The organism is Bacillus sp. ISL-18, assembly GCF_018613415.1.
Lineage (GTDB): Bacteria > Bacillota > Bacilli > Bacillales > Cytobacillaceae > Neobacillus.
The window spans coordinates 867,007-893,398 of the sequence record NZ_JAGGQG010000010.1; the positions used below are offsets into that span (position 1 = coordinate 867,007).

Below are 26,392 nucleotides of genomic sequence, written 5' to 3' on the forward strand. Positions count from 1 at the left end.
AAAAAGGAGAATCCTTAAACTTTTGGATTCTCCTCACAGGATTACTGATTCTTAGGTAAAATGTTCATGCTTTCAATATGGGTTTTTGCCTCTTGGTCACCGAGTTGATACAGCATCCCATAAACCTGTTGGATGGTACTATCATACTGGTCATTTTCCCTGTCATAATGGTATTGAACAAACGGGACGTGGGCTCTAAAGAAGTTCTTCCACTCTGTTGAATAGTTTTGATTAAACAGCTCTCTCAGCTGTGTAATTTCTTCATCAGTTGCTTGAATTTTATAGCTCCAAGTGGAACTTGAAGCATTAGCGGATATTTGACCGGTTCCTACATCAATAAAGTAGGTTTTCTTTTGTTGATCCATTACTTCATCCCCTTTTACTGTTTAGTAATGTACAAATAGAGAAATTTTATTCTTTTTTCACATTTCGACTCATTTTTTAGTGAAGTATCCTATATAATAAACATACAACCAAGAAAACAGATTTTTCAGTTAATTTATCTTTTGAAAGGCAGGGATGATTTTATTCGTTTATGGGTATTCAATAAGTAGAGTGAATTCATTTTTAGGTCATACAATCCCAAGGTTTTTACCAGGAGGTGGAAAAATGAAATTAGTCGATGAATTATATGCGATGTATCGAAACAAATTAACCGGTGATGAAGAAGACATTGATATGTTGACATTCGCTTTTTTAGAAGAGATGTCACACGAAGATTTGCTGGCGTTAATTCAAGAGATGGATAAACAAGAACTTTATGATTTAATGGGTCTCTATCTGATTGAAAGCTTAAAAGGAAAGTTTGCTCAAGAAGAGTACGGACAGCATCGTACACATACTTATTATCCTAGGAATATACATTGATTTTACATAACACCTGACAAATTGGAAGCTGAAACAGCTTCCTTTTTCTTGTTTTTTCAAAAATTTCTTCTTTTTTCATGATACAATGGGTAGAAAGGGAGGAAATTAATATGTATACGGTATTAGTGCTAGGGATTATTATCGTTATTGTTGTTTTGCTGCTGGCAGTTACAACTACTTCTAAAGCATATTCCTATAAGCATACAGTTGACTCATTAGAGGATAATCCATATAGGGATCAAGAAGAAAAACTACAACAAACAACTAATGAAAATCATGAAAATCAAGATAAACGCTAAAAAATTCCTATTCGCAATTGCATAGGAATTTTTTTAGGGTTTAAGCAAAAACTTGCTTTAAGTCTTCTTTGCTGTGTTCAAGCCAAAAGCGCATTAACCGTTTGGCACCTTCTAAATCATGCAGTTTAGCTTGGCCGCACTGCCGTTCATTTGCAGCAGGAACCTCAACAATTTCAACTGCATCCTTCATCGTATCTTCTAACAAGTCGATGATTTCCTCAACAGTTGGTTCCCCGCTAACCACCAAATAATAGCCTGTTTGGCACCCCATTGGCGAAATATCAATGATATCAAAATGGTCATACTTTTCGGAATGCTTGCGAATATTAAAAGCAAGCAAATGCTCTAAAGTATGGATGGCATCTGGCTTCATTGCCTGTTTATTAGGCTGACAAAAACGGATATCATATTTATTAACAACACCGTCACTGCCCACTTTATGAACACCGCAATGTCTAACATATGGGGCTTTAACAGCATTATGATCTAAATCAAAGCTTTCAACTGAAGGCACGTTACTCACTCCTTTGTGTAATCTCTCTTTACTATACAATAAAACCCGACTAAATACATCACCTTAGTTACATTTAGCATTTTAGACGATTATTACTATTTATGGTATGTTGTAAGTATGATTCCTGTATGTAAAAGGAGAAAGAATGTATGCTAAAAAAAATCTTTATTGCGCTTATTCGCTTTTATCAAGTGGTCATTTCACCAATCAAACCGCCTTCATGCCGATTCTATCCAACCTGTTCCCAATATGGATTAGAAGCCATTCAACGCTTTGGCGTACTAAGAGGCGGCTGGCTGACCATTAAGCGGATTTCAAAATGCCATCCCTTTCATCCAGGGGGCGTTGATCCTGTTCCGGAAAAAAAACAGCACTAGTTCTAGTTCTTATAACCGTCTACAATTAAATCTAGCTTGCCTGTTTTAGGATCAATCACTAAACCGTGAACAGGAACATCGTTAGGCAATAATGGATGATTTTTAATCATATCCACACTGTGCTTGACGCTGTCAGTTACACTTTCAAATCCTTGCAGCCACTGCTTAATATCAATTCCGGAATATGTAAGAGTGCTTAGTGTTTCTTCCGAAATCCCTCTTTCTTTCATATTCTCTATCACCGGTTCCGCCTTCATCCCGCTCATACCACAATCGTAATGAGCAACTACCAGAACTTCCTGCGCTTTTAGTTGATATAAAGCAACTAAAATACTGCGCATGACACTTCCAAACGGATGTGACACCAGTGCTCCAGCGTCCTTAATAATCTTGGCATCCCCATTTCCCAAATTTAATGCTTTAGGCAAAAGCTCTAATAGTCTGGTATCCATACAAGTTAGGATGACCATCTTTTTGTTTGGAAATTTAGTTGTTTCATACTTCTCGTATTCATGGTTCTCTACAAATTTCTGATTGAAGTCTAAAATATCGGTTAATATTGATGAATTGCTCACCTAAATCCCACCTTTCATATTAAGCATACATAATATGCCTTGTAAGAAACAAATATTATACTTGCAATTATACTATTTTTTTTGTAAGATACTAATGGAAATCGGAATCGTTCCGTATTATATATTATTTTCTTTTCAGAATTCCAAAAATTTTTAAACAATAAATCGTAATAAATCCGATTTAATAGATTATTAAGGAGTAACTATGAAAAAATTCATTCTGATTCTCTCTTTTTTATTGCCAATAAGCCTCATCCTGTCTGGCTGTACAAATGGAACTAATCAATCGAAAGAAAAGAAAGATCATTTAACCATCTATACAACTGTCTTCCCCTTGCAATATTTTTCAGAAAGAATCGGCGGAAAATATGTGACTGCAAAAACCATCTATCCTCCCGGAGCTGATGAGCATACTTATGAACCATCTCAAAAAGATATGATGAATTTAGCAGATTCAGACTTATTTTTCTATATTGGGCTGGGGTTAGAAGGTTTTGTGGAAAAAGCAAAAGACACTCTAAAAAGTGAAAATGTTAAGCTAGTAGCGACCGCCGCTCACCTTAAGCTGCCAAAGGACCCCCACTCGGGTAAAAGAGAAGAGCTGGGTACGAATAATGTAAATCCCCATGTTTGGTTAGATCCGGTTTATTGTAAAGAAATGGCCGCTGTCATTCGTGATCAATTAGTTAGTAAAATGCCGCAAAACAAAGAATTTTTCAATGAAAATTATGATAAACTTGCTGCTGACCTCGACCATATAAATACTCAATATGATCAGACCATTTCAAATGCAAAACATAAAAAAATCATGGTCACCCATGCGGCCTTTGGCTATTGGGAAAGCCGTTACGGCCTTGAACAAATTAGTATTTCAGGCCTATCTACAACCAATGAGCCCACGCAAAAAGAACTTGAAAATATCATATCGATTGCTGAGCACGAGGGTATACACTATATTCTTTTTGAACAAAATGTTCAGTCAAACCTTGGTAAAGTTGTCCAAAAGGAAATGGGAGCTAAAGCCCTCCATATTCATAATTTAGCCGTCCTCTCTAAAGAAAATCTTAAAAATAAAGAAACCTACTTTACTCTCATGAATACGAACTTAAAAATATTGGAAACAGCTTTAAATAATTAACATTCGACCTCCTGATTCTTTGGGAGGTCTTTTTTTATTTTCTAAAATTTATCCTTTTCTTTGGAAATAATTACATAGGAATCTCTTACCTGTAAACAATAAACTCATACGTGTCTAAAGAGAAGGGAGATCCATATGAGTGATTTAGTAATTGCAAGGAGTTTATTTGGAACAACAATGGGTTTTCATATTATTTTTGCAACCATTGGCGTTGGGCTGCCTTTCATGATTTTAACAGCAGAACTCCTCTATCAAAAAACAAAGGATATCGAGTATGTTGTCATGGCTAAAAGATGGACAAAAGCCTTTGCCGTCCTATTAGGAGTGGGGATACCGACCGGTACTATTGCAGGAACCCAATTATCCTTGCTTTGGCCTGGATTCATGAAAGTTATTGGAATTGTTATGGCCCTTCCCTTTCAAATTGAGATTTATGCTTTTTTTATTGAGGCTTTATTTATGTCCATTTACGTTTATGCAGCTGAACGAATTGCCCCATGGATGAGGATTGCCAGTTTAGTCCTTGTGGCAATTGGTGCGATGGGTTCTGCCGTGTTAATCACAAATGTTCATGCATTCGAGGGGACACCCGCTGGCTTTAGGGTTGTGGATGGTAAAATAGTCGATGTTCACCCATGGGTTGCCTTCTTTAATCCAAGCTTTTTTATCAATGCCGGTCATGTCGCATTTTCAGCCTATACAACCGGAGCGTTTGTCATCGCGACTGTTTCTGCCTATAAAATGCTTAAATCCGATTTCTCCTCAAGAGTATTTCGATTTCATCGAAAAGCACTAATGTTAAGCCTTGTAATCGGGGGAATCTTTTCATTATTAACAGCACTAAACGGACATGAAACCGCACAAAGCCTTCATAAATATCAGCCTGAAAAACTTGCGGCTGCAGAAGGGTTATTTGAAACTCAATCCCATGCTCCACTAGCAATAGGCGGATTTACTGATCGAGAAACAGAAAAGGTAAAGTGGGGAATTGAAGTCCCTTGGGCACTAAGTTTTTTGGCCGGTAATCGTTTTGATACCGTTGTAAAAGGCCTAAATGATTTTCCAGAAGATGAATGGCCGCCGTTGTTTATCCATACCCTATTTAACGGAATGGTAGGGATTGGCTCATTACTTATACTCATTTCGTTCATAGGGATTTTTTGGAAGAAGATTGTCAAAAAAGAGAATTTCCCAAGGTGGTTAATGTGGTTGTATGTAGCTTCAGGTCCACTTGCTGTTCTAAGTATTGAATTCGGTTGGATTTTTGCCTGCACAGGAAGGCAGCCCTGGACGATTTATCGAGTTTTATCCACAAAAGATTCGGTGACGACTGCCACAAACCTGGGAGTACTATTTATATTGTTTACTGCCGTCTATATCATCTTAGCCTTATCAGTCATCTTTGTCCTGCGTTATTATTTCAAGAAAAATAAGGTAGAGGATGATCTGAATCGGGCAGAGCAAAAAGGAGTTCCACTGTTTAGTTCAAATTCATAAGGAGGTGATCCTGCTATGTTGAACGCCTATCTTGCCATAACAGTACTCTGGGGCTTTGTTTTCATTTATGCGGTTATGGCTACAATGGATTTTGGTGCAGGGTTTTGGTCCATGGTTTATTTTAACCGAGAAAAAACGAAAGCGACCAATATTGCCAACCGTTACCTTTCTCCTACATGGGAGGTGACCAATACCTTTATTGTGGCACTAGTAGTGGCCATTTATAGTATGTTTCCCTATGGGGCTTACACACTTGGAACCATTCTGCTTATTCCTGGCAGTCTAATTTTATTACTATTATCCATCAGGAGTGCATTTCTCGTTTTTTCTCATATCGCTGATGAATATAAAAAACCGCTAACCTATATTTCCGGTATAACCGGGATTATCATTCCCGGATTACTGATTAGTGTTTTACCGATTACTCATGGGAAATATGTTGATTTTTCAACAGACAAGCAAACGTTGGACTTAGCCGGACTTTTCACAAGTCTAAATGAATATGCCTTCTTCGGATTTGCCATAACAAGCACACTTTTTCTTTCCTCGCTTTTATTGGCGGATTATTCAAAGACATCCGAGGAATATGAAGCCTATAACGTTTATCGGCGTGATGCTATAATCATTGGACCTATTTCTTTATTGATGGCTTTCCTCATTATGCTTACCCTAAAACAAGAAGCAGGGTGGATTTTCCATAAAATGATGAAAGACCTTCCTCTTCTCTTTCTATCACTAGGCTGTTTTCTTATCGGAGGTATAGGTTTATTCTTTCCTTCTGGTAAGAAGAACATTAAAGGCCGACCAAGGGTAGCTGTAATAGCCATTACCGCTCAATATTTGGTGGCAAGTTACGTTTATGGAAAAGCTCATTTGCCCTATATCGTCTATCCGGAAGTAACGATCCATTCGGCTTTTACAGATCCTAATTCTTTCCGTGCAGTTTTTTTTAGTTATGTTGCTGGATTCGCTATATTGTTTCCGGGTTTTATTTATTTTTGGAGCTTGTTTATGAATGATAAACGGTACCTAAGACGGAGAAAGGTAACTGAATCCCGAAAATAGATCATGCGTGTCGTATGTATGCTGTTAGCCATCCAGACAAATAAAGGTGAACCAGGACGTCCTGACTCACCTTTATTATTTTTCTAAAATTGAAAAGTTCTCTTGGATAATAACGTTTCTTGCAGCCTTTTTTCATTAAGGCTGAACCCTATACCAGGTTCAGCTGGCACCTTAATATAACCATTTTCAACCTGAACCTCTGGCAAAATGATATCTTCCTCCCAAAAGCGATTCGAAGCAGATATATCACCCGGAATTGTAAAACCTGGCAATGATGCGAGGGCAATATTATGGGCCCGGGAAATGCCAAACTCGATCATGCCCCCGCACCAGACAGGAATATGCTTGGCCAAGCAGTAATCATGAATTTGCTTGGCTTCATATAGACCGCCTACCCGGCCTACTTTGATATTAATGACCTGACAACTGCCAAGCTCGACTGCCTTTTTTGCATCTTCAAAACTAACAATACTCTCATCCAAACAAATCGGCGTACATATTTCTTTTTGGAGGGCAGCATGTTCAATGATGTCATCTTGGGCAAGCGGCTGCTCGATCATAAGCAGGTTAAATTCATCTAAAGCCTTTAGCCGGTCAATATCCTTTAATGTATAGGAAGAATTAGCATCTGCTATAATTGGCAGTTGCGGATATTCCTTACGGATCTCAGCTAAAAAAGAATAATCCTGTTCGGGATTAATTTTCACTTTAATTCGCTGGTATCCCTCTTTTAAATACTGCTCGATTTGGTTAATGGCATTGGCAGGAGAATTAGTCGCAACGACAACACCTGACGCAATTATGGATTGGGTACCGTTAAGAATCATTGATAAGGGGGATGAATGTTGTTTAGCATATAAGTCCCATAAGGCTGTTTCAAGGGCCGCCTTCGCCATATGGTTTCTTCTAATCGATTTAAAAAGCTGTGCTGCCTCCTCTGGCCGCTCAATTGGGTGTTTTTTCAGCAATGGGATTAATATATCCGTAATCATATGTAAACTTGTTTTAACGGTCTCTTCGGTATACCAGGGGGTTGAAAAAGCCACCCCCTCGCCCAGCCCTGTGAGGCCGTCATGATCGGTAATCTTTACAATGATTCCTTCACGGTGAGTCACGCTGCCTAAGTGTGTGATAAAGGGGGATTTTAAGGGCATTTCAATAATAAAAAGCTCCACTTGAGCGATTTTCATTTTGCCTTACACCCACTCTCTAAGTTTTCTACGCAGCAATTTTTTTGCGGCATTTCTGGGCAGCTGTTCTGTAAAATAAACAATCTTGGGCACTTTATATTTGGCAAGACGTTCCATCAAAAATTGCTGCAGGACCTCACTTGATAAATTCCTGCCTTTCTTTTTTACAATAAAGGCTACAGGCACCTGTCCCCATTTTTTATCCTCGATTCCAGTCACACCGGCATCCAATACATCCGGATGTGAAAGCAGGGCAGCTTCAATTTCAGCCGGATAAATGTTTTCCCCGCCGGAAATAATTAAGTCACTGCGCCGATCTTTTACAAACAAAAAACCTTCTTCATCCAAGTAACCAATATCTCCTGTATAAAGCCAGCCCTCATGTATCTTTTCTGCAGTTGCATCTGGTCGGTTTAAATAGCCAGGAGTAACATTTGGTCCTTTAACGATAATTTCACCAGCAGTCCCTGCTTTCGCCGCTTCCCCATTTTCAAGCTCAATCTTTAGCTGTGAAGGGAATAACGGCTTTCCGGCAGAGCCAAGTTTTTGCAAGCTGTCTTCCGGCGAGAGCGTAACGATTTGCGAGGAGGTTTCGGTCATTCCGTATGATTGAAAAACGGGAATATCCTTACTTACACACGCCTCTAACAATGGTAATGGCGCTGGTCCTCCTCCTAACAGCATGCACCTAAAATGACCAGGTAAACGCCTACTATCTAACGCCTCCACAATTTGCGAAAGCATGGTACCTACTACTGACATGATGGTTACCTGTTTAAGCGAAATATCTTTAATAGTTCGTTCAATCTCAAAGTTTTCATGGAGAACAATTGGCATTCCATATATTACACTGCGCATTAAAATAGAAAAACCACTTATATGGAAAAGAGGAACCGAACAAAGCCAGCAATCACTTTCCATTACTCCAAGATTCAAGGCTGAACCTGTTGAGCTCCACCAATGATTCCCGTAGGTCTGGATCACTCCTTTTGGGTTTCCCGTCGTGCCTGATGTATACATAATGGTACAAATATCAGTAAGACTGATTTCTTCTTGAATAGATGGTTCTTCTGGTTCTAATTGAAAGAGTTGAGCTTTCGTAATAGTCGGCAAGTAGTCCAATTGCTGATTAATAATATTTTTCGTCTCAGAAAAGGAATCTTCAAGAATAAGAAAGGCAGATTCCGAATCCTTTATTTGCCAAACCAGTTCTGCTGCCGTCAGCCGATTATTTAAAATAACGGCCCTTACTCCTAATAACTGTAGACCAAATAAAATCGTGACCGTGTCCAAATGATTCTTTAATAAAATTCCCACAAAGTGTCCCTTTTGAATACCAAGAGCTTGAAGTCTCCCGCTTACTTCCAAGGAACGCTCATATAAATCACGAAAAGTTAACATTTGATCCTGAAAATAAATGGCAGTTCGATTGGGCGTTAAATGTGCACGCTTTATTAATAAGTTAGGCATTGTTTCAGTTTGCATTTTTGTACCCTCTTTTCTTTAGATAAGGCTGTGTTAAAGGTTAGTGTTAACTTTTAGCATGTTGATTGGAGCGGAAGGCGGCGAAGACTCCTCGAAAATGCTATCGCATTTCCTTCGTGCGTGGGCGGATTCGAGGATGCAAATTCAAAGTCCTGCGGGAGTACGGGGCAGGGGAGACCCCGCAGGCGCAAGTGCGCCGAGGAGGCTCCCCGGCACGCCCGGGGAAAGCGAAGCCGCCTGGAGCGGAAATCAACGTTCAGGATTAACACAGCCTTAGATAAAAACAACAGCCTGATGGAGACCATCAAGCTGCAGAAAAGAATCTTCAAATCAAGGAAAACGCGGGAATTGACCAAAATTAGGTTTACGTTTTTCTTTAAAGGCATCGCGGCCTTCTTTTGCTTCATCCGTTGTATAGTATAGCAAAGTCGCATCACCGGCAAATTGTTGAATACCAGCAAGACCATCCGTATCAGCGTTAAAAGCTGCTTTTAAGAAACGAAGTGCCGTTGGACTTTTCTCAAGCATTTCTTCACACCACTTAATGGTTTCCTCTTCTACTTGTTCTAATGGTACAACGGTGTTGACTAAGCCCATATCCATGGCTTCCTGGGCATTATATTGACGGCAGAGATACCAAATCTCGCGAGCCTTCTTATGGCCAACAATTCTCGCTAGGTAGCCGGAGCCGTATCCTGCATCAAAGCTTCCTACTTTTGGACCTGTTTGCCCAAAAACAGCATTATCTGCTGCAATGGTTAAATCACAAACAATATGTAAAACGTGACCGCCGCCAATCGCATATCCTTTTACCATCGCTACTACCGGTTTTGGAATAACCCGAATTAAGCGCTGCAGGTCTAAAACATTTAAACGCGGGATTTGGTCGTCGCCTACATATCCCCCATGGCCTCTTACACTTTGATCTCCACCGGAACAAAATGCTTTCTCACCGGCACCTGTTAATACAATCACACCAATACTTGAATCATCACGTGCATATGCAAATGCATCAATCATTTCCATCACGGTCCTTGGTGTAAAAGCATTATGTACGTGTGGACGGTTGATGGTAATCTTTGCAATCCCATTATAAGATTCAAATAGAATTTCTTCGTATTTTTTAACTGGAACCCATTCTACTGTCAAAAGAAATCCTCCTTTATAATTTATTCGACAAAAAGTCACTTACTATTGTACCAAACTTTTCTGATTCTTCCACATGAATTGCATGTCCACTATTTTGGACGACCATCCATTTTGCATTCTTTATCCTAGCTGTCATAGATTCTGCAATGCGGCCAAACTTTAAATCTTCCTCACCAGTGAGCAGTAAGACCTCACATTTTAAGCCGCTAAGTTCCCTCCACCATGATGGCTGTGAACCTGTTCCCATCCCAAGTAAACTATTGGCAAGCCCCCGGGGGGAATTCCTCAATCGCTGTTCTCTTACTTTGTTTTGTACGGAAACAGGAAGTCTCTTCATCGTCTTAAACAAGGAGATATCCTCCCAATAATTAATAAACGATTCCAAACCCTCTTCTACTATAAACTTTGCAAGTTTTGCATCATTCATACGGCGAACTTCTCTTTCACTCTCTGTTTCAAGACCAGGAGAAGAACTTTCTAAGATTAGCTTTCGGACACGGTTTGGGAACATCACGGCAAACGTTAGGGCCAATCTGCCGCCCATTGAATAGCCAAGCAGGTCTATTTGGTGAACACCAGTTTTCTCCAAAATCTTATTTAGGCTTTGTGCCATGGATTCGATTTGATAATGCTTTAGGTCTTCAGGTGATTCCGTCCTGCCATGTCCAATAATATCAGGAACAATTAACCTTGAGTGGCTGCCCCACTTATCAAAAAATGATGCCCAGGTAGATGAATCTCCTGTAAAACCATGCAGTAAGACAAGGGGAAAACCTTCACCAGAAACCTCTAGATGAAAGCGAATCCCACCGACATTTACCATCATTCCTGCTCTCCAATGACAAGATTTGATATTTCCTGGGAAACAGAATGCCAAAATTCACGATGTTCATCCCGATTTCTGTCTCTATTTGTTTCAACCTCATAAACATGGATACCCTTTTGCTGGTGACTTTGTTTTAAAAGGTCGGCAAGCTGATCCCAATTTGCTATTTTAGTGTAATGTCCATTAAACATTTTAACAGCATGCTCAAAGTTAATATTCAATGGTGTACCGAACAATAATTCAAAATGTTTAGGATGCTCTGACTGTGGAAGGAAAGAAAAGATTCCGCCCCCATTATTGTTAACAAGAATGATATGGATATCAATATCGTAAAGCTTGGCTGCAATCAAACCATTTAAATCATGGAAAAAGGTTAAATCCCCCAGCACTAAATATAAGGATTTAGTATAAACAGCAGCACCGATGGCAGTTGAAACGGTCCCGTCGATCCCATTAGCCCCTCGATTAGCCATTACCTTAATCGATTTATTATTGCTTAAGAAAAAACTATCTAAATCACGGATTGGCATACTGTTACCTACAAAAAGAGTTGCTTCTTCGGGAAGCATATCTGCTAATTGATAGAATAGCTTACCTTCACTTAATTCTTTTTCATCTCTGATTACGGCCATATTTTCTTTTGTAAGCCGGTTCACATTTTTCCAATCGTCTAAAAAAACAGAAGAGGAATTAGCGCCCATATAGGTTAATAATTTTTCACAAAAATAGGTTTCATTACAAAAGATCATATTGGTTGATAATGCCGAAGGATCCCGCCAGCCTCCTCCGCCGTCAATGACAAATTGAGCAGCACCATGATTATCTTTTAAGAATATTGTTAACGCTTTTGAAACCGGCATTGCCCCAAATCTTAAGACAACATCCGGCTTTAGAAAGGACTTGGCATCTTCATTTCTTAAAAAAGTATCGTAAACCTCCATAACATTCTCAAACGAATGGCTCCCGCTTCGTAATTGCGATAACGGGTCAGCTAAAATTGGATAGTTTAAAAGAGCTCCAAGTTCGGTGACTGCTTCCGCAAATTTCTCATCCGCTAACTGACCGCATACAATGATTCCTTTTTCTTTTCCAGCCAATTCACTGGCAATTTCTTTAAACTCTTCGTCACTTAAGGTTAAATCTCCATTTTGGACCTTAACATATCCCTTTGGCCGTTCAGAGAGTTCAAAAATAGTTTCGTCCACTTTCGGAATGAGCGGTTCACGGAATGGAAAGTTCAAATGAACGGGACCGGCCGGTGCTTGGGTGGCAATCGCGGCTGCCCTTGCACAAATCGTCCTTGCATAGCGCAGCATTTCATTGCTTTTTTCCGGCAGCGCCATATCAGCAAACCATTTTACCTGATGGCCATACAAATGAAGCTGATCAATTGCCTGCGGAGCACCCACCTCTCGCAATTCATGTGGTCTGTCAGCAGTTAGTACCAACAAAGGGACACGTGAATATTTTGCCTCCACAATTGCTGGAAAATAATTTGCGGCTGCGGTACCGGATGTGCACAAAATGGCTACTGGCTTGTTTTTTGCTTTTGCCATACCCAAACCGAAAAATGCGGCAGAACGCTCATCCACATGGATATGAACTTTTAAATCAGGATGCTCCGCCATGACCATTGCCATCGGAGTTGACCTAGAACCTGGACTGACTACTACATCCGTAATACCCGTTAAAACAAGTTCTGAAACAAAAGCTGCAATATATGCCGTTAATGATTCTTGATGATTCATAATTATCTTCCTCCAAGGGCCCGAAGCATTGGTCTAAACTTTAAACTTGTTTCTAAATATTCTTCTTCAGACTGGGAATCCGCTACTACCCCGCATCCGGCAAACAAAGAAACTTCATCTCCCTGAATAAGCCCGGATCGAATAGCTACCGCGAATTCACCATTTTGCCGGTAATCGACCCAGCCGAGCGGACCGCCAAATAGACCTCGGTCCAGTTGTTCAACTTCTCTTATCTTTTCTACGGCTGAAGCTTTGGGAAGTCCTCCAAGTGCAGGTGTAGGGTGAAGCTTCTCCACAAGCAGTAAAAGGGAGGTGTTTGGACCGCACTTTCCAATTACTGGAGTGTATAAGTGCTGAATATCCCGCATTTTCATTAGTTGTGGGTGATCTGGGAGAATAACCTCTTTACAGGATTGCCCAAGTGCTCCCTTAATCATCTCGACTACATACCCGTGTTCCTTTAGATTTTTTTGGTCTGATAGAAGAGTTTGTCCTAAAACCTGGTCCTCTTCCTCTGTTTGCCCACGGGGAATCGAACCAGCCAAACAGGTTGAATAAACTTCATCCCCCTGCTTTTTGATTAGACGTTCCGGCGAGGCCCCTATAAAACAATCTCCATTTGATTCGAACGCAAAAATATAGCTGGCCGGCTGCTGTGTATATAAATTCTCCAGGACAGATTCTGCTTCTACTTCCGAACTAACCACAAGTCTAAGTTCTCGAGCAAGTACGACTTTCTTCAATGGACCACCATGTGTTAATTCATTCACCACTCCATCAACCGTTTGTTTCCATTTATCAGGAGAGACTTCATCTTTCCGGATTACTGTGGGAGAGTTGGTGATACGTTTGTTTCTTAAAGAATAAAGCAGTTGATTTCTTTCTTCCATACTCTTGCTATATAAGGACAGATCATCATTCGGTGTAAAGATAATATTTGTGGTTAAATAGGTTTCACCCTGGACGATACTCAATAAGAATTTAGGTATGTGAAATAAAGAATCTGCAAATTTGGTCCAAAGATCGGTTTTTTCTTTAAAAGGATCAAACGAAAAGCCTCCAAACATCAGAGGTCCAACACCGTCGACCTGATAATCATTAAAAATAAAACTATCTTTTAAAAAGCTCTTCCACTCTTTTTCAACACGAAAAAAGCGGTCAGCAGCCTGATCCGATTGAAATTGCTTTGAAATTCCAAGTCCCACTAGAACCATCTCATTTGTCGGGTCCTTCCAAAAAAAACGTTCCCCGCAATAATGGTCTTTTCCGGTATTAAAAAAGGAGAAAGGTTTGGTCGTGTCCATTTTATGAACTTCACTCATTAAAATTGGACGGCCTAATTCTCTAGCCCGTTTTGCCCCTAAAAGACCCCTTTCTTTTATTTCTGTTTCTTGAATGGTAATCAAACAAATCCCTCCAAAACAGCCGAAATGACTGTTATCCATTCATCTTAAAGCCTATTCTAAGATACTACTCCCATTGTAAATAAGTCAATAATACTTGTCACTATCTGACCAGCTTTATTCCTTATTATATATCAAAATGCTTAAAGAAGGGTGCGAGCGGTTTTATTCCTTCAGTTTTCCACGAAAAACAGATAATAATCGAACAGGGATTATCTTCTAGTTTTGAAAACAAAAATTAATTGACACTAAACATGGAATTCCATACACTTAGGTGTGGGAATAAAACTCTTAATACTATAAAACTTCATTATATAGACAGAAAATTGATAAGGGGGAGCAGTAATGGAGTCAAATATACAGCAAAACTCAAAGCAGTCCGTTGAAGCTAACCGCGGGTTTCAAGTTTGGTGGAAAATGACCCGTCCTCATACACTAACGGCATCATTTGTACCAGTTCTACTTGGTACGGCATTGGCATTTAAAACCGGTAATGTTCACATTGGCCTGTTTATTGCTATGCTAGTTGCCAGTATGTTAATTCAAGCGGCAACCAATATGTTTAACGAGTATTTCGATTATAAACGAGGATTAGATACCGAAGAATCGGTTGGAATTGGTGGAACGATTGTCAGGGATGGGATTAAACCAAAAACCGTTATCAATCTTGCTTTTGGGTTCTACACGATCGCTTTATTGTTAGGAGTATATATTTGTGCCAATAGCAGCTGGTGGTTAGCCATTGTAGGATTGGTTTGTATGGCTGTAGGCTATTTCTACACCGGTGGTCCTGTTCCGATTGCCTACACACCATTTGGTGAAATTCTTTCTGGATTCTTTATGGGCATGCTGATTATTTTAATATCTTTCTTTATTCAAACGGGTACAGTCGATCATTCAAGTATTCTTCTATCCGTGCCTAGTATGGTTTTAGTCGGAATGATTATGCTTTCCAATAACATTCGTGACCTTGATGGCGATAAAGAAAATGGCCGTAAGACGGTAGCTATTTTATTAGGTAAAAAGAAAGCCATTTATCTGCTAGCTGGAATGTTTACCTTTTCTTATCTTTGGATTTTGGGACTAATTATTAGTGGTATTGCTCCATTCTGGACAGCCATTGTCATTTTAAGTGTTCCAAAGCCTATTAAAGCAATCAAAGGTTTTAATGAGAATAATGTGCCAATTAAAATGGCACCCGCGATGATTGCAACGGCTCAAACCAATACCATTTTTGGATTTCTACTCGCAATCGGCATTTTCATTGGCCACTTCTTTTCATAAACAAAGCTTCTGCCAGCAGGCAGAAGCTTTTTACTTATTTTAGGGATTTTATTCCCCAGATATCATCGGCATATTCCCTAATCGTTCGATCGCTCGAAAAATAGCCTGCCTGTGCAATATTAGCTAAACTCATTTTTTGCCACTCGCTCTTGTCTGTAAATGTTTCACCGATTTGCTCTTGCACTTTTGCATAAGAAGCGAAATCCTTTAAAACAAAATATTGATCATTTTCCTCAAGTAATGAATCAAAAATTGGTTCGAATTCATTATTAACACCAGGAAAGAATCCATTTACAAGTTGGTCAACTGCTTGCCTGATTCGATAATCATGATGATAATATTCTCGAGAATGGTAGCCCCCATGTTGATAATAATGGAGGACTTCATCTGAAGTTAAACCAAATGTAAATATATTTGATGGGCCGACTAATTCTTTAATTTCTATATTAGCTCCATCCAACGTACCAACTGTTAAGGCACCATTAATCATAAACTTCATATTCCCGGTACCAGAAGCTTCTTTACTGGCAGTTGAAATCTGTTCACTAACATCTGAGGCTGGGAAAATCTTTTCAGCTAGAGAAACCCGGTAGTTTTCCAGAAAAATCACCTTTATCTTATCCCCAACGATTGGATCATTATTAATTTTTTCAGCCACTGTGTTAATAAGTTTAATAATTTTTTTTGCATAATAATAACCAGGCGAAGCCTTCGCACCAAAAATAAACACCCTTGGGACAATGGCATAACTAGGATCTTCTTTTATCCGGTTATATAGATGCATAATGTGTAAAACATTTAAAAGCTGTCGCTTATAGGCATGCAGCCTTTTAACCTGTACGTCAAAAATAGCCCCAGTATCCACTTTAACCCCTGTTTTATCTAAGATGATCTCGGCAAGCCTTTGCTTATTTTCATTTTTTATATGTAAAAGTTGATCTAAGAAGGAGGTATCATTTTTATATTTAAGCAAATGAGTAAGCTCTTCGGCTGACGATGTCCAAGAAGATCCAATTGCGTCTGTAATAAGGGTAGATAAACTTGGATTTGCTTTTAATAACCAGCGGCGATACGCAATGCCATTCGTTTTATTATTGAATTTCTCCGGATATAGCTGATAAAATTGGTTCATTTCCCGCTTTTTTAATATTTCGGTATGTAGCTTCGCGACACCATTAACACTAAAGCTTCCAACAATGGCCAAATGGGCCATTTTCACATAATTATCAGCGATAATAGCAAGATTACTAATCCTTTCCCAATTGCCCGGGGTTTGGTTCCACAGTTCCCGACAGAAACGTTCATTGATCTCTTCGACGATCATAAATATCCGCGGCAATAATGGTTGAAAAATATGAATGGGCCATTTCTCGAGTGCTTCAGATAATGTCGTATGATTTGTATATGAGATCGTTTGTTTCGTTATCTCCCATGCCTGTTCCCATTCATACCCTTCCTCGTCAATTAGGACTCTCATAAGCTCTGGAATGGCCAATACAGGGTGCGTATCATTAATATGGATACAAACATGTTTATGCAGTTGATCTAAGCTCGTATGTTGTTTTCGGTAGGTTCTTAAAATGGATTGAATACTGGCAGACACTAAAAAGTATTGCTGTTTCAACCTTAAGATTTTTCCCTCGTCGTGGGTATCATCAGGATATAGAAATTCAGAAATCGATTCTGTCTCACGCTTATATTTTAATATATCCGCATCGATTGGAAATTGTGATGGCTCGGCATTCCATAACCGCAAAGTATTCACAGTTGATGTGTTATAACCGATTACTGGCATGTCATGAGGGACTGCTGTAACGGTTTCAGCATGAAGATGATGAAAGACAAGGCGACCATTTTCCGACCTCGATTCGACTTTTCCCCAAAATGGCACTTTAACAGCACTGTCCAACTTCCGAATTTCCCAAACATTTCCGCTTCGCAGCCATTGTTCAGGAAGTTCCACTTGATAGCCATCCACTATTTTCTGCTCAAACAACCCATGCTTATAACGAATGCCATGTCCATGTCCGGGCAAATTAAGCGATGCAAGTGAATCTAGAAAACAGGCGGCTAACCTTCCTAATCCACCGTTTCCTAATCCTGCATCACTTTCTAACTCTTCAAGCTGATCCAGATCAATCCCTAATTCCTTCATTCCTGACTGGACGGTTTCCTCTACACCTAAATTAATTAAATTTTGACGCAATAACTTACCTAATAAATATTCAATGGACAGATAGTATACCTGCTTACCTTCCGCTGCAAGATATTGTTCATTTGTTGCAATCCAATCATTGCTGACAAACTCCCGAATCATGCTGCCAAGGGTTTGATACTGATCGCGTGCAGAGCTTTCAGAAAAGCTCTTCCCACATAGCATCTCAAGTCTTTTCAGAAAGTTCTTTTTAAACAGTTCTTTACTAGAAAACATGAGTTTCACTCCTTGAGACGAGCTCCGCATAGAGCTGGCTATAACTAAAGGCAGATTGTGCCCAGCTATAGTCCTTTTCCATCGCCTGCTTAACAATCGTTTCCCAAACTGATTTATCATGATAGAAGCTTAGCGCCCGTTGAATCGTATAAAGCATGTCATGAGCATTAAAGTTTTGGAAGGAGAAGCCATTCCCCTTACCAGTATATTCATTAAAGGCTTTCACAGTATCATTTAAGCCGCCAGTTTCGCGAACGATTGGTATCGCCCCATATCTCATTGCAATCATCTGTCCGAGGCCGCATGGTTCAAATTGAGACGGCATTAAAAACAAGTCAGCAGCAGCATAGAGCTTATGGGCAAGTTCCTCGCTAAATCCTGTATAGACCTTTAATTTATCAGGATAAACCCGGGCTGCTTGTCGTAAATATTCTTCATATTCAAAATCACCTGTTCCCAGTATAATAACTTGAACATCCTCTTGCAATATTTCCCGGAGCACGCACTTTACTAAATCCAGACCCTTTTGTTTCGTCAGCCTTGTAATCATGACAAGCAAAGGAGTAGCAGCACTCTGTGGCAAGTCAAATTGCTTTTGAACTTCTTTTTTATTAACTGCCTTTTTGGAATAGGTATCTACTTTATAATTTTGAAAGATTAATGGGTCAATCGCTGAATTGTAAAATTCTTCATCAATCCCATTTAAGATTCCAATGAGATCTTCGTTTCTTGCACGCAATAGTCCGTCTAATTTCTCACCGTAAGCAGGACTTTGAATTTCTTCTTTGTAAGTAGGGCTTACTGTAGTGATTTTATCCGCTGCCACAAGACCGCCTTTCATAAAATTAATATTCCCGAAAAATTCCAAATGGCCGGATTGGAATGAAGTATAATCCAATCCCAATAAATCCCCCAAGACTTCTTTTGGAAAAATTCCTTGGAACTGCAAATTATGAATCGTAAAGACGGTCTTAATCAATCCATACCCTTTTCGCTTGTAATACTCCGTTCTCAAAAGGTAAGGTATCATCGCAGTATGCCAGTCATGGCAATGCAGGACATCTGGATAAAAGTCAAGTTCTGCAATCGCCTCAAGGATAGCCCGATTTAAATAGGAAAATCTTTCGCCATCATCGAAATAACCGTATAAACCTTCTCGTTTAAAATAGTATTCGTTATCAACGAAGTAATAGGTAATACCTTGGTGTGTAAGCTCTTCAATCCCACAATATTGATTTCTCCAGCCTACAGAAACGGTAAATTCCTTAATTTTTTTCATTTTTCCTTTATACTCTTCTGAAATAGTCCCATATTTCGGAAGAATTACCCTTACATCAGTACCAAGGCTTTTTAATTCTTTTGGAAGTGATCCGGCAACATCTGCAAGTCCCCCCGACTTGGCGAATGGGCCACATTCCGATACAGCGAATAAAATTTTCACGAGTTCATCAGCGCTCCTTGTTTCGTTCCTTTACGAATGACGTATGGGGCATGTGCATTTCCTACTAAATATGTACCTGCCTCTACCTTTACATCCTTATCTAAAATAACAGAATCTAAATAACAGTTCTCCTCAATATGACACTTTTGCATAATAATGCAGTTCTTAATGACTGCCCCTTCACCGATCTTCACTCCACGGGCGACAATACTGTTTTCTACAGTCCCGCTAATATGACAGCCGTTAGCAATCATCGCATTTTTCACCACGGACTCTTTGACATATTTAGTTGGCGGTTCATCCTTAACCTTTGTAATAATTGGCTGGTCTTTTAAAAATAATTGCTTCCAAATTTTTGGATCGAGCAATTTCATACTAGTGGTGAAATAGCTGTCAATCGAATCTATCATGACGGAATAACCGTTATATTCATAGTGACAAATGGAATATTCATGAGAAAGATCATTTACAACATCCTTCATACAGGTGTACCCTGTATCATGTCTTGTTTCAATCAATTTAATCAGTAATGACGTTTTAATTAGATACATTTCCATCGAGCGTCCATCTTGCTGACGGATTTCGGTTATATCGCACTTTGCTTCATTATGCCACTCTAGTATTGGTCTGATGTTCATATTGAAAATAGTGTTACAGTTAGAGATAATCGCATATTCTTGCGTGCTTCGGTAAAAATAATCCATATTAGCCGCAAAATGTTCAAATGAACCAATTTTATTACCATCAGTATCTACAATAGGGGATGGAAAAAAGAAAAGCCCGTCTCGTTTACGATTTAAATCCCAATTTTTCCCTGAACCTAAATGATCCATGAGGGAGCGGTATTGCATTTTTGGAAAGATTGCTACACTTCGAATTCCTGAATTGACCATACTTGAAAGAACAAAGTCGATAATACGGTAACGTCCTCCAAATGGCAATGCTGCGAGTGAGCGATGGATTACTAGATCCTCTAAATCTTCGTGGTAGGTTGTTGCATCTATAACACCTAATAGCTTTCTTTTCACTCCAAATTCCCTCCTGTTTTTTATTAAATACCCGTCTCTTTTAGTCTATAATGCAGGGTATAGTCCGTTTAGCATCTCATCCGTTACGAGGATAATCTCATCATCAAATGAGCGGATTACTGTCCCATCAGGTATTTTGACCTCTCCAGGTACAATTGCTTTTTCAATCAAACAATTCTCACCAATTTCAGCATCCGGCATGATGACGGACTCTTTAATAATCGAGTTCTTCCCTACTGTCACACCTTGAAATAATACGGATTTTTCTATCTTCCCTTCAACCGTACAGCCTTCATTGATCATAGACTCTTTTACAATGGCTTCTGGAGAGATATATTGCGGCGGCTGATTGGGGTTAACAGAATAGATTCTCCAATCATTTTCAAATAAATCTAAATCACATTCATCCCCCAATAAATCCATATTTGCTTCCCATAGGCTTTGGACTGTACCAACATCCTTCCAATAACCTTTAAATGGATAAGCAAACAATTTTTTATTTTCGTCTAAGAGCAATGGGATGATATCTTTTCCGAAGTCATGGCTTGAATTAGGATCACGATCATCCATCTCCAAATATTCCTTCAAGATACTCCAGTTGAAAATATAAATCCCCATAGAAGCAAGATTATTCTTTGGATGGCTTGGCTTTTCCTCAAATTCTGTAATTCTCATTTCCTCGTTTGTATTCATAATACCAAACCGGCTGGCTTCAGCCCATGGAACCTCTATTAAAGAAATTGTCGCATCGGCTCTTTTCTCGATATGGTATTCAAGCATACTTTCGTAGTTCATCTTATAAATATGATCACCTGAAAGGATTAAAACGTATTCTGGCTGGTATTGCTTTAAATAATTTACATTTTGAAAAATGGCACTGGCGGTTCCGGTATACCATTTCACTTCTGAAGACTCAGCGTACGGAGGCAGTACCGTTACGCCGCCGTCTTTTCGGTCTAGGTCCCAGGCACTTCCAATACCAATATAGGAGTTTAATAAAAGCGGCTGATATTGGGTTAGTACCCCAACAGTATCAATACCAGAGTTGGTACAATTGCTTAATGTAAAGTCGATAATTCGGTATTTCCCTCCAAAAGGTACTGCAGGCTTCGCTAATTCTTTCGTAAGCGAATTAAGTCTGCTTCCTTTCCCTCCTGCTAACAACATGGCTACGCACTTTTTCTTTACCATTACCTTTTCTCTCCTTCCGCTTTTTAACTGGTCGTATGATTTGAAAGCCGAACGGTGGAATTGCAATCTCTATTGAATATGGCTGACCATGGTAAGGCTCTTCAGCTGCTACTATGGTCTTCTTATTCACCATTTCTGTCCCACCGAACTCTTGGTAATCACTATTAAAAATTTCACGATATTCGCCCGCTTTCGGAGCCCCAATCTTATAAACTGGATACCCTACTCCCGTAAAGTTGCAAACAATCATTAATGTATCTTCTTCCTTTTTTCCTTTACGAATGAAGGAAAAAATAGATTGGGAACTGTTATTCACATCAATCCACTCAAAGCCATCTCTGATATGATCCAATTCATATAGTGCCTTTGAGCGTTTATAAATCTTTGTTAATACTTTTACATATGTGTTCAAATTGCGGTGCATGTCATATTCCAATAAGTTCCAATCGAGTTGTTCTTTATCCTTCCATTCCGCAAATTGACCAATTTCAAATCCCATGAATAATAATTTTTTTCCAGGATGGGCAAACATATAACCTAGCAGCAGCCTAAGTTGGGCAAATTTCTCCCAATACTCTCCTGGCATTTTGTCCAGCAAGGACTTTTTCCCATGAACAACCTCATCATGTGAAAATGGAAGCATAAAATTTTCAAAAAAGGCATATAAAAGTGAAAACGTTACCTTAGAATGAACCTGTGACCTCGAATAAGGCGGTGTTTCCATATATTCAAGCATGTCATTCATCCAGCCCATATTCCATTTGTAGTCAAATCCTAAACCGCCGTAGTGCACTGGCGCTGTTACTTGAGGATAATCCGTGGAATCCTCCCCAATCATGAGAAAATGGGGATCGAACTCATGTACTTCTTTATTCAACTTTTTTAAGAAATTAATTCCAAAGGGATTTTCGCGCTTTCCGTTAGTGGTATCCGGCCAATAAATAATATTTGCGACCGCGTCCATTCGAAAGCCGTCTATGTGGAAGTAATCGATCCAAAAGAATGCATTTGAAATCAAGAAACTTTGGACCTCACCTTTTCCTAAATCGAAATTTGCCGTACCCCATACAGCATTTTCTCTGTCACTTTCAGTGCTATATGAATAAATATGGGTCCCGTCAAATCGGTAAAGACCATGAGCATCCTTGCAAAAATGGCCTGGTACCCAGTCTAGTATGACACCAATGCCTTGCTGATGGCATTGGTCCACAAAGTATCTAAAATCATCCGGTGTGCCATACCTGGAGGTCACAGAAAAATAACCCGTACCCTGATAGCCCCATGAGGCATCAAGCGGGTGCTCGATGATTGGCAAAAGTTCTATGTGGGTAAAACCATGCTCTATTACATAAGGAATCAGTTCATCGGCAAGTTCCCTATAAGTTAGATAGCTGTCATCTTCTTTTTTCTTCCAGGATCCTGCATGGACTTCATAAATAATTGCTGGCTCTGATAACACATTCTTTTTTTCTCTTCGATTCATCCATTGTTCGTCTTGCCAATCAAAACTGTTCAGGGGATATACAATCGAAGCGGTTTGAGGCCTTAATTCTGAATAAAATGCAAACGGGTCAGCCTTAAGGAGCTTTTCACCTGAAGATGTTATAATCTCGTACTTATAAATACAGCCTTCTACATCTTGATTAAGGACAATGACCCAAACGCCCTCATCATTTACCTTTTGCAGTTCATATCCTTCACCATTCCAGTTGTTAAAATTTCCCGCGAGCCTAACCTTAGCGGCATTAGGAGCCCAAACGCAAAATCGTGTATAGACCTTATCGGAATTCTTAAAGATATGAGCGCCAAAAAGCTGATGACTCTGGAAGAAGCTGCCTTCATGAAATAAGTGCAGCTGATAATCTGTCGGAAATAGTGTGTTCACCGTCATGGCTCTCCTCATCTCACTGAAAATATGTATTTCTTTGACCAATTATAATTGCAAATGGCCCAGATGCCTTGTAAAACTTTTTTATCTTTTTTGACAATAACTGATGAATTCGACCACTAAGTTACAATACCCTACACCATACGACACTAAACCACAAATTTTCCCCCATAATTCGACAAGAATCTAGCATCTTTTTTTGAATATTTTCATTAAGTTAGTGTTGGAAAGTTATTTTTTTAATAATAAAAATTAAGGTAAAATATTTAGGTAAAAAGAAGTAAATGTAAACGGTATCAATGTTTCCTAAAAAATAAGGGTTATAATTAAGTTATATTAAAATAATGAATAGAGTGTATAAAATGAAAATAAAAGGTAGCAAAAGCGGACAAAAGTAGGATGAATTTTAGTACTATGGGACTATTATTTCTTCAGGAAGAGGGATATATAAAAGGGATTTGTAGGAATAATTAAATAGCCACCTACCTAGGGCAGGTCGCACTAAATTAGAGGTTGATCATAAGAAGCTACGATAATCTAAGAGCACTCATTTTTCAGCTGCACTTCTTACTTTGTGCCCAGTTAGAAAGATTTAAGGTAAGTCTATCTTTCACAAGGTTGTTTTTCTATATAAAACATTCTACTGAATAAAAGTCTATAAACGCACAAAAAAACTGATAACAATTGTTACCAGTTTTTTGTATGACCCCTACGGGACTCGAACCCGTGTTACCTCCGTGAAAGGGAGGTGTCTTAACCGCTTGACCAAGGGGCCGTTTATCTTATGGCGGAGAAGGAGGGATTTGAACCCTCGCGCCGGTCACCCGACCTACACCCTTAGCAGGGGCGCCTCTTCAGCCTCTTGAGTACTTCCCCATAAAATAAAATGGCTCCGCAGGTAGGACTCGAACCTACGACCGATCGGTTAACAGCCGATAGCTCTACCACTGAGCTACTGCGGAATAATATATTTTTTTTGAAATGACTATGGTGGGCCTAAATGGACTCGAACCATCGACCTCACGCTTATCAGGCGTGCGCTCTAACCAGCTGAGCTATAGGCCCACATGTTGGAGCGGGTGATGGGAATCGAACCCACTACATCAGCTTGGAAGGCTGAGGTTTTACCAGTAAACTACACCCGCAAAATTTTTAATGGGGCGGCTGATGGGAATCGAACCCACGAATGCCTGAACCACAATCAGGTGCGTTAACCACTTCGCCACAGCCGCCGTAAATTATTATATTTAATTAGTAAACTAATGGTGGCTCAGGACGGAATCGAACCGCCGACACAAGGATTTTCAGTCCTTTGCTCTACCGACTGAGCTACTGAGCCATCATATGGCGGTCTGGACGGGACTCGAACCCGCGACCTCCTGCGTGACAGGCAGGCATTCTAACCAACTGAACTACCAGACCGAATTGCGGGGGCAGGATTTGAACCTACGACCTTCGGGTTATGAGCCCGACGAGCTACCAGACTGCTCCACCCCGCGATAATAAAAAGTATTAAGTTTGGAATATGCTCCATGTTTGTTACTGACTGTCCCCATCTCAGAAAGCTTAATCAAGCAGCAGCTCGATGGGTACAACTCGCAGAATTTCATAGAGGCAACGCTGGTTGCTCCACCCCGCGATAATAAAAGGCATTAAATTAATCCAAGAGAATAATATGGCGGAGGAAGAGGGATTCGAACCCCCGCGCGGTTTAACCCGCCTGTCGGTTTTCAAGACCGATCCCTTCAGCCGGACTTGGGTATTCCTCCACATTATTAAGCTTCAGGTGGACCTTGTAGGACTCGAACCTACGACCGGACGGTTATGAGCCGTCTGCTCTAACCAGCTGAGCTAAAGGTCCAAGTAAAATATTTAAATAATAGTTGGTAGCGGCGGAGGGGATCGAACCCCCGACCTTACGGGTATGAACCGTACGCTCTAGCCAGCTGAGCTACACCGCCATCATAAAATTAAATTGGTGGAGTCTAGGGGGATCGAACCCCTGACCTCCTGCGTGCAAAGCAGGCGCTCTCCCAGCTGAGCTAAGACCCCGAAATTAATTGAATACATGGTCGGGAAGACAGGATTCGAACCTGCGACCCCTTGGTCCCAAACCAAGTGCTCTACCAAGCTGAGCTACTTCCCGATAAATTATGGCGCGCCCGAAAGGAGTCGAACCCATAACCTTCTGATCCGTAGTCAGACGCTCTATCCAATTGAGCTACGGGCGCATTATTTATTTCTTAAATGGTGCCGAGGACCGGAATCGAACCGGTACGGTAGTCACCTACCGCAGGATTTTAAGTCCTGTGCGTCTGCCAGTTCCGCCACCCCGGCACATATGGAGCGGAAGACGGGATTCGAACCCGCGACCCCCACCTTGGCAAGGTGGTGTTCTACCACTGAACTACTTCCGCATATATGTTACGTTGCTTTTTAAATGGTGCGGGTGAAGGGAGTCGAACCCCCACGCCTTGCGGCGCCAGATCCTAAGTCTGGTGCGTCTGCCAATTCCGCCACACCCGCAATATTGATAGTTATTTTACTTACGTAAAAAACTATGGTGAGCCATGAAGGACTCGAACCTTCGACCCTCTGATTAAAAGTCAGATGCTCTACCAACTGAGCTAATGGCTCGTACTAAAGGTGCCGGCGAGAGGACTTGAACCCCCAACCTACTGATTACAAGTCAGTTGCTCTACCAATTGAGCTACCCCGGCGTAAAGTAAGGAAAATATATGGTGGAGGATGACGGGATCGAACCGCCGACCCTCTGCTTGTAAGGCAGATGCTCTCCCAGCTGAGCTAATCCTCCATATACAGCCTGGCAACGTCCTACTCTCACAGGGACAAAGTCCCAACTACCATCGGCGCTGAGAAGCTTAACTTCCGTGTTCGGTATGGGAACGGGTGTGACCTTCTCGCCTTAATTACCAGACTATTTATTCGACACTATTTTATTATAATGTCTTTTTTTAATTTTGCAAGAGAAATTT

Annotated in this window: 21 protein-coding genes, 21 tRNA genes and 1 rRNA gene; 7 read left to right on the forward strand and 36 right to left on the reverse strand. The window is 40.2% G+C overall.

All coding sequences use genetic code 11. The annotated features are described in order from the left end of the window. Nucleotides 1–41: 41 nt before the first annotated feature. Nucleotides 42–365, reverse strand: coding sequence for a hydrolase (locus J7E81_RS17490; protein WP_215044262.1), 324 nt, complete (start codon nucleotides 363–365; stop codon nucleotides 42–44). 244 nt (nucleotides 366–609) lie between these two features. Between J7E81_RS17490 and J7E81_RS17495 the strand changes: the two genes are divergently transcribed. Both J7E81_RS17495 and ytzI read left to right on the forward strand, forming a co-directional pair. After that, entirely contained in the window at nucleotides 610–867 is a 258-nt protein-coding gene (locus J7E81_RS17495) for a DUF6154 family protein (protein WP_098531965.1), read from the forward strand. 110 nt (nucleotides 868–977) lie between these two features. Further along, entirely contained in the window at nucleotides 978–1,166 is a 189-nt protein-coding gene (gene ytzI, locus J7E81_RS17500; RefSeq protein ID WP_215044264.1) for a YtzI protein, read from the forward strand. 40 nt (nucleotides 1,167–1,206) lie between these two features. Here ytzI and J7E81_RS17505 read toward each other — a convergent pair whose 3' ends face one another. Then, nucleotides 1,207–1,680 carry an S-ribosylhomocysteine lyase gene (locus J7E81_RS17505; protein WP_215044266.1) on the reverse strand — a complete coding sequence of 158 codons (474 nt, stop codon included), beginning with the start codon at nucleotides 1,678–1,680 and terminating at the stop codon, nucleotides 1,207–1,209. Nucleotides 1,681–1,829: 149 nt separating this feature from the next. Between J7E81_RS17505 and yidD the strand changes: the two genes are divergently transcribed. Further along, complete coding sequence (yidD, locus tag J7E81_RS17510) at nucleotides 1,830–2,057, forward strand: membrane protein insertion efficiency factor YidD (protein ID WP_215044268.1); 228 nt, start codon at nucleotides 1,830–1,832, stop codon at nucleotides 2,055–2,057. Nucleotides 2,058–2,059: 2 nt separating this feature from the next. On the opposite strand, the gene J7E81_RS17515 is transcribed toward yidD, so the two are convergent. Beyond that, on the reverse strand, nucleotides 2,060–2,632 hold the full coding sequence (locus J7E81_RS17515) for a beta-class carbonic anhydrase (RefSeq protein WP_215044286.1): 573 nt from the start codon (nucleotides 2,630–2,632) through the stop codon (nucleotides 2,060–2,062). Nucleotides 2,633–2,837: 205 nt separating this feature from the next. Between J7E81_RS17515 and J7E81_RS17520 the strand changes: the two genes are divergently transcribed. From J7E81_RS17520 to J7E81_RS17530, 3 genes are all read left to right on the forward strand, one after another. Next, entirely contained in the window at nucleotides 2,838–3,770 is a 933-nt protein-coding gene (locus J7E81_RS17520) for a metal ABC transporter solute-binding protein, Zn/Mn family (RefSeq protein WP_215044287.1), read from the forward strand. 135 nt (nucleotides 3,771–3,905) lie between these two features. Next, nucleotides 3,906–5,267: a cytochrome ubiquinol oxidase subunit I gene (locus J7E81_RS17525; protein WP_215044289.1), complete on the forward strand. Its 1,362-nt coding sequence runs from the start codon at nucleotides 3,906–3,908 to the stop codon at nucleotides 5,265–5,267. A 15-nt stretch (nucleotides 5,268–5,282) separates the two neighbouring features. After that, nucleotides 5,283–6,332 carry a cytochrome d ubiquinol oxidase subunit II gene (locus J7E81_RS17530; protein ID WP_215044291.1) on the forward strand — a complete coding sequence of 350 codons (1,050 nt, stop codon included), beginning with the start codon at nucleotides 5,283–5,285 and terminating at the stop codon, nucleotides 6,330–6,332. 83 nt (nucleotides 6,333–6,415) lie between these two features. Here the strand turns inward: J7E81_RS17530 and menC are convergent, their stop codons facing one another. From menC to J7E81_RS17560, 6 genes are all read right to left on the reverse strand, one after another. Continuing rightward, the gene (gene menC, locus J7E81_RS17535; protein ID WP_215044293.1) at nucleotides 6,416–7,522 is read right to left on the reverse strand and encodes an o-succinylbenzoate synthase; all 1,107 of its coding nucleotides are present in this window, start codon (nucleotides 7,520–7,522) and stop codon (nucleotides 6,416–6,418) included. 6 nt (nucleotides 7,523–7,528) lie between these two features. Continuing rightward, nucleotides 7,529–9,007 (reverse strand): o-succinylbenzoate--CoA ligase, encoded by a 1,479-nt coding sequence (locus J7E81_RS17540; RefSeq protein ID WP_215044295.1) that lies wholly within the window; start codon nucleotides 9,005–9,007, stop codon nucleotides 7,529–7,531. Between the two features lie 330 nt (nucleotides 9,008–9,337). Continuing rightward, nucleotides 9,338–10,156: a 1,4-dihydroxy-2-naphthoyl-CoA synthase gene (gene menB, locus J7E81_RS17545; protein ID WP_215044297.1), complete on the reverse strand. Its 819-nt coding sequence runs from the start codon at nucleotides 10,154–10,156 to the stop codon at nucleotides 9,338–9,340. 13 nt (nucleotides 10,157–10,169) lie between these two features. Continuing rightward, a complete protein-coding gene (gene menH / locus J7E81_RS17550; protein WP_215044298.1) occupies nucleotides 10,170–10,982 on the reverse strand; it encodes a 2-succinyl-6-hydroxy-2,4-cyclohexadiene-1-carboxylate synthase in 813 nt (270 codons plus the stop codon). Next, nucleotides 10,979–12,730: a 2-succinyl-5-enolpyruvyl-6-hydroxy-3-cyclohexene-1-carboxylic-acid synthase gene (menD, locus tag J7E81_RS17555; protein ID WP_215044300.1), complete on the reverse strand. Its 1,752-nt coding sequence runs from the start codon at nucleotides 12,728–12,730 to the stop codon at nucleotides 10,979–10,981. Before menD ends, menH begins: the two co-directional genes overlap by 4 nt. A 2-nt stretch (nucleotides 12,731–12,732) precedes the next feature. Then, nucleotides 12,733–14,136, reverse strand: a complete 1,404-nt coding sequence (locus J7E81_RS17560) for an isochorismate synthase (protein WP_251028675.1) — start codon at nucleotides 14,134–14,136, stop codon at nucleotides 12,733–12,735. Nucleotides 14,137–14,478: 342 nt separating this feature from the next. Between J7E81_RS17560 and J7E81_RS17565 the strand changes: the two genes are divergently transcribed. Next, nucleotides 14,479–15,417, forward strand: a complete 939-nt coding sequence (locus J7E81_RS17565) for a 1,4-dihydroxy-2-naphthoate polyprenyltransferase (RefSeq protein WP_215044305.1) — start codon at nucleotides 14,479–14,481, stop codon at nucleotides 15,415–15,417. A gap of 34 nt (nucleotides 15,418–15,451) precedes the next feature. Here J7E81_RS17565 and J7E81_RS17570 read toward each other — a convergent pair whose 3' ends face one another. From J7E81_RS17570 to rrf, 27 genes are all read right to left on the reverse strand, one after another. Then, entirely contained in the window at nucleotides 15,452–17,848 is a 2,397-nt protein-coding gene (locus J7E81_RS17570) for a glycogen/starch/alpha-glucan phosphorylase (RefSeq protein WP_215044307.1), read from the reverse strand. Further along, the gene (gene glgA / locus J7E81_RS17575) at nucleotides 17,838–19,289 is read right to left on the reverse strand and encodes a glycogen synthase GlgA (protein WP_215044309.1); all 1,452 of its coding nucleotides are present in this window, start codon (nucleotides 19,287–19,289) and stop codon (nucleotides 17,838–17,840) included. Before glgA ends, J7E81_RS17570 begins: the two co-directional genes overlap by 11 nt. Further along, on the reverse strand, nucleotides 19,286–20,317 hold the full coding sequence (locus J7E81_RS17580) for a GlgC family sugar phosphate nucleotidyltransferase (protein WP_215044311.1): 1,032 nt from the start codon (nucleotides 20,315–20,317) through the stop codon (nucleotides 19,286–19,288). The genes glgA and J7E81_RS17580 overlap by 4 nt, the downstream gene beginning before the upstream one ends. Nucleotides 20,318–20,362: 45 nt before the next feature. After that, nucleotides 20,363–21,508: a glucose-1-phosphate adenylyltransferase gene (locus tag J7E81_RS17585; protein WP_215044313.1), complete on the reverse strand. Its 1,146-nt coding sequence runs from the start codon at nucleotides 21,506–21,508 to the stop codon at nucleotides 20,363–20,365. After that, nucleotides 21,450–23,399: a 1,4-alpha-glucan branching protein GlgB gene (gene glgB / locus J7E81_RS17590; protein WP_215044315.1), complete on the reverse strand. Its 1,950-nt coding sequence runs from the start codon at nucleotides 23,397–23,399 to the stop codon at nucleotides 21,450–21,452. Before glgB ends, J7E81_RS17585 begins: the two co-directional genes overlap by 59 nt. 700 nt (nucleotides 23,400–24,099) lie before the next feature. Next, a tRNA-Glu gene (locus tag J7E81_RS17595) sits at nucleotides 24,100–24,171 on the reverse strand. Between the two features lie 10 nt (nucleotides 24,172–24,181). Next, nucleotides 24,182–24,272: transfer RNA gene (locus J7E81_RS17600), tRNA-Ser, on the reverse strand. 11 nt (nucleotides 24,273–24,283) lie between these two features. Then, nucleotides 24,284–24,358, reverse strand: a tRNA-Asn gene (locus J7E81_RS17605). A gap of 26 nt (nucleotides 24,359–24,384) precedes the next feature. Then, nucleotides 24,385–24,461, reverse strand: a tRNA-Ile gene (locus tag J7E81_RS17610). A 6-nt stretch (nucleotides 24,462–24,467) separates the two neighbouring features. Further along, nucleotides 24,468–24,541: transfer RNA gene (locus tag J7E81_RS17615), tRNA-Gly, on the reverse strand. An 11-nt stretch (nucleotides 24,542–24,552) separates the two neighbouring features. After that, nucleotides 24,553–24,628: transfer RNA gene (locus J7E81_RS17620), tRNA-His, on the reverse strand. Between the two features lie 31 nt (nucleotides 24,629–24,659). Beyond that, nucleotides 24,660–24,735, reverse strand: a tRNA-Phe gene (locus J7E81_RS17625). A 6-nt stretch (nucleotides 24,736–24,741) separates the two neighbouring features. Next, nucleotides 24,742–24,818, reverse strand: a tRNA-Asp gene (locus J7E81_RS17630). A 3-nt stretch (nucleotides 24,819–24,821) separates the two neighbouring features. Continuing rightward, a tRNA-Met gene (locus J7E81_RS17635) sits at nucleotides 24,822–24,895 on the reverse strand. Between the two features lie 177 nt (nucleotides 24,896–25,072). Continuing rightward, nucleotides 25,073–25,165: transfer RNA gene (locus tag J7E81_RS17640), tRNA-Ser, on the reverse strand. A gap of 18 nt (nucleotides 25,166–25,183) precedes the next feature. Beyond that, nucleotides 25,184–25,257: transfer RNA gene (locus tag J7E81_RS17645), tRNA-Ile, on the reverse strand. A gap of 23 nt (nucleotides 25,258–25,280) precedes the next feature. Next, nucleotides 25,281–25,357, reverse strand: a tRNA-Met gene (locus tag J7E81_RS17650). Between the two features lie 15 nt (nucleotides 25,358–25,372). Continuing rightward, a tRNA-Ala gene (locus J7E81_RS17655) sits at nucleotides 25,373–25,448 on the reverse strand. A 17-nt stretch (nucleotides 25,449–25,465) separates the two neighbouring features. Next, nucleotides 25,466–25,542 (reverse strand) — tRNA-Pro (locus tag J7E81_RS17660). 8 nt (nucleotides 25,543–25,550) lie between these two features. Then, nucleotides 25,551–25,627: transfer RNA gene (locus J7E81_RS17665), tRNA-Arg, on the reverse strand. 17 nt (nucleotides 25,628–25,644) lie between these two features. Further along, nucleotides 25,645–25,733 (reverse strand) — tRNA-Leu (locus J7E81_RS17670). 5 nt (nucleotides 25,734–25,738) lie between these two features. Beyond that, nucleotides 25,739–25,813, reverse strand: a tRNA-Gly gene (locus J7E81_RS17675). A gap of 24 nt (nucleotides 25,814–25,837) precedes the next feature. After that, nucleotides 25,838–25,922 (reverse strand) — tRNA-Leu (locus tag J7E81_RS17680). A 35-nt stretch (nucleotides 25,923–25,957) separates the two neighbouring features. After that, a tRNA-Lys gene (locus J7E81_RS17685) sits at nucleotides 25,958–26,033 on the reverse strand. 10 nt (nucleotides 26,034–26,043) lie between these two features. Beyond that, nucleotides 26,044–26,116 (reverse strand) — tRNA-Thr (locus J7E81_RS17690). A gap of 19 nt (nucleotides 26,117–26,135) precedes the next feature. Beyond that, nucleotides 26,136–26,211: transfer RNA gene (locus tag J7E81_RS17695), tRNA-Val, on the reverse strand. A 7-nt stretch (nucleotides 26,212–26,218) separates the two neighbouring features. After that, nucleotides 26,219–26,334: ribosomal RNA gene (gene rrf, locus J7E81_RS17700) — 5S ribosomal RNA — on the reverse strand. Nucleotides 26,335–26,392 lie beyond the last annotated feature (58 nt).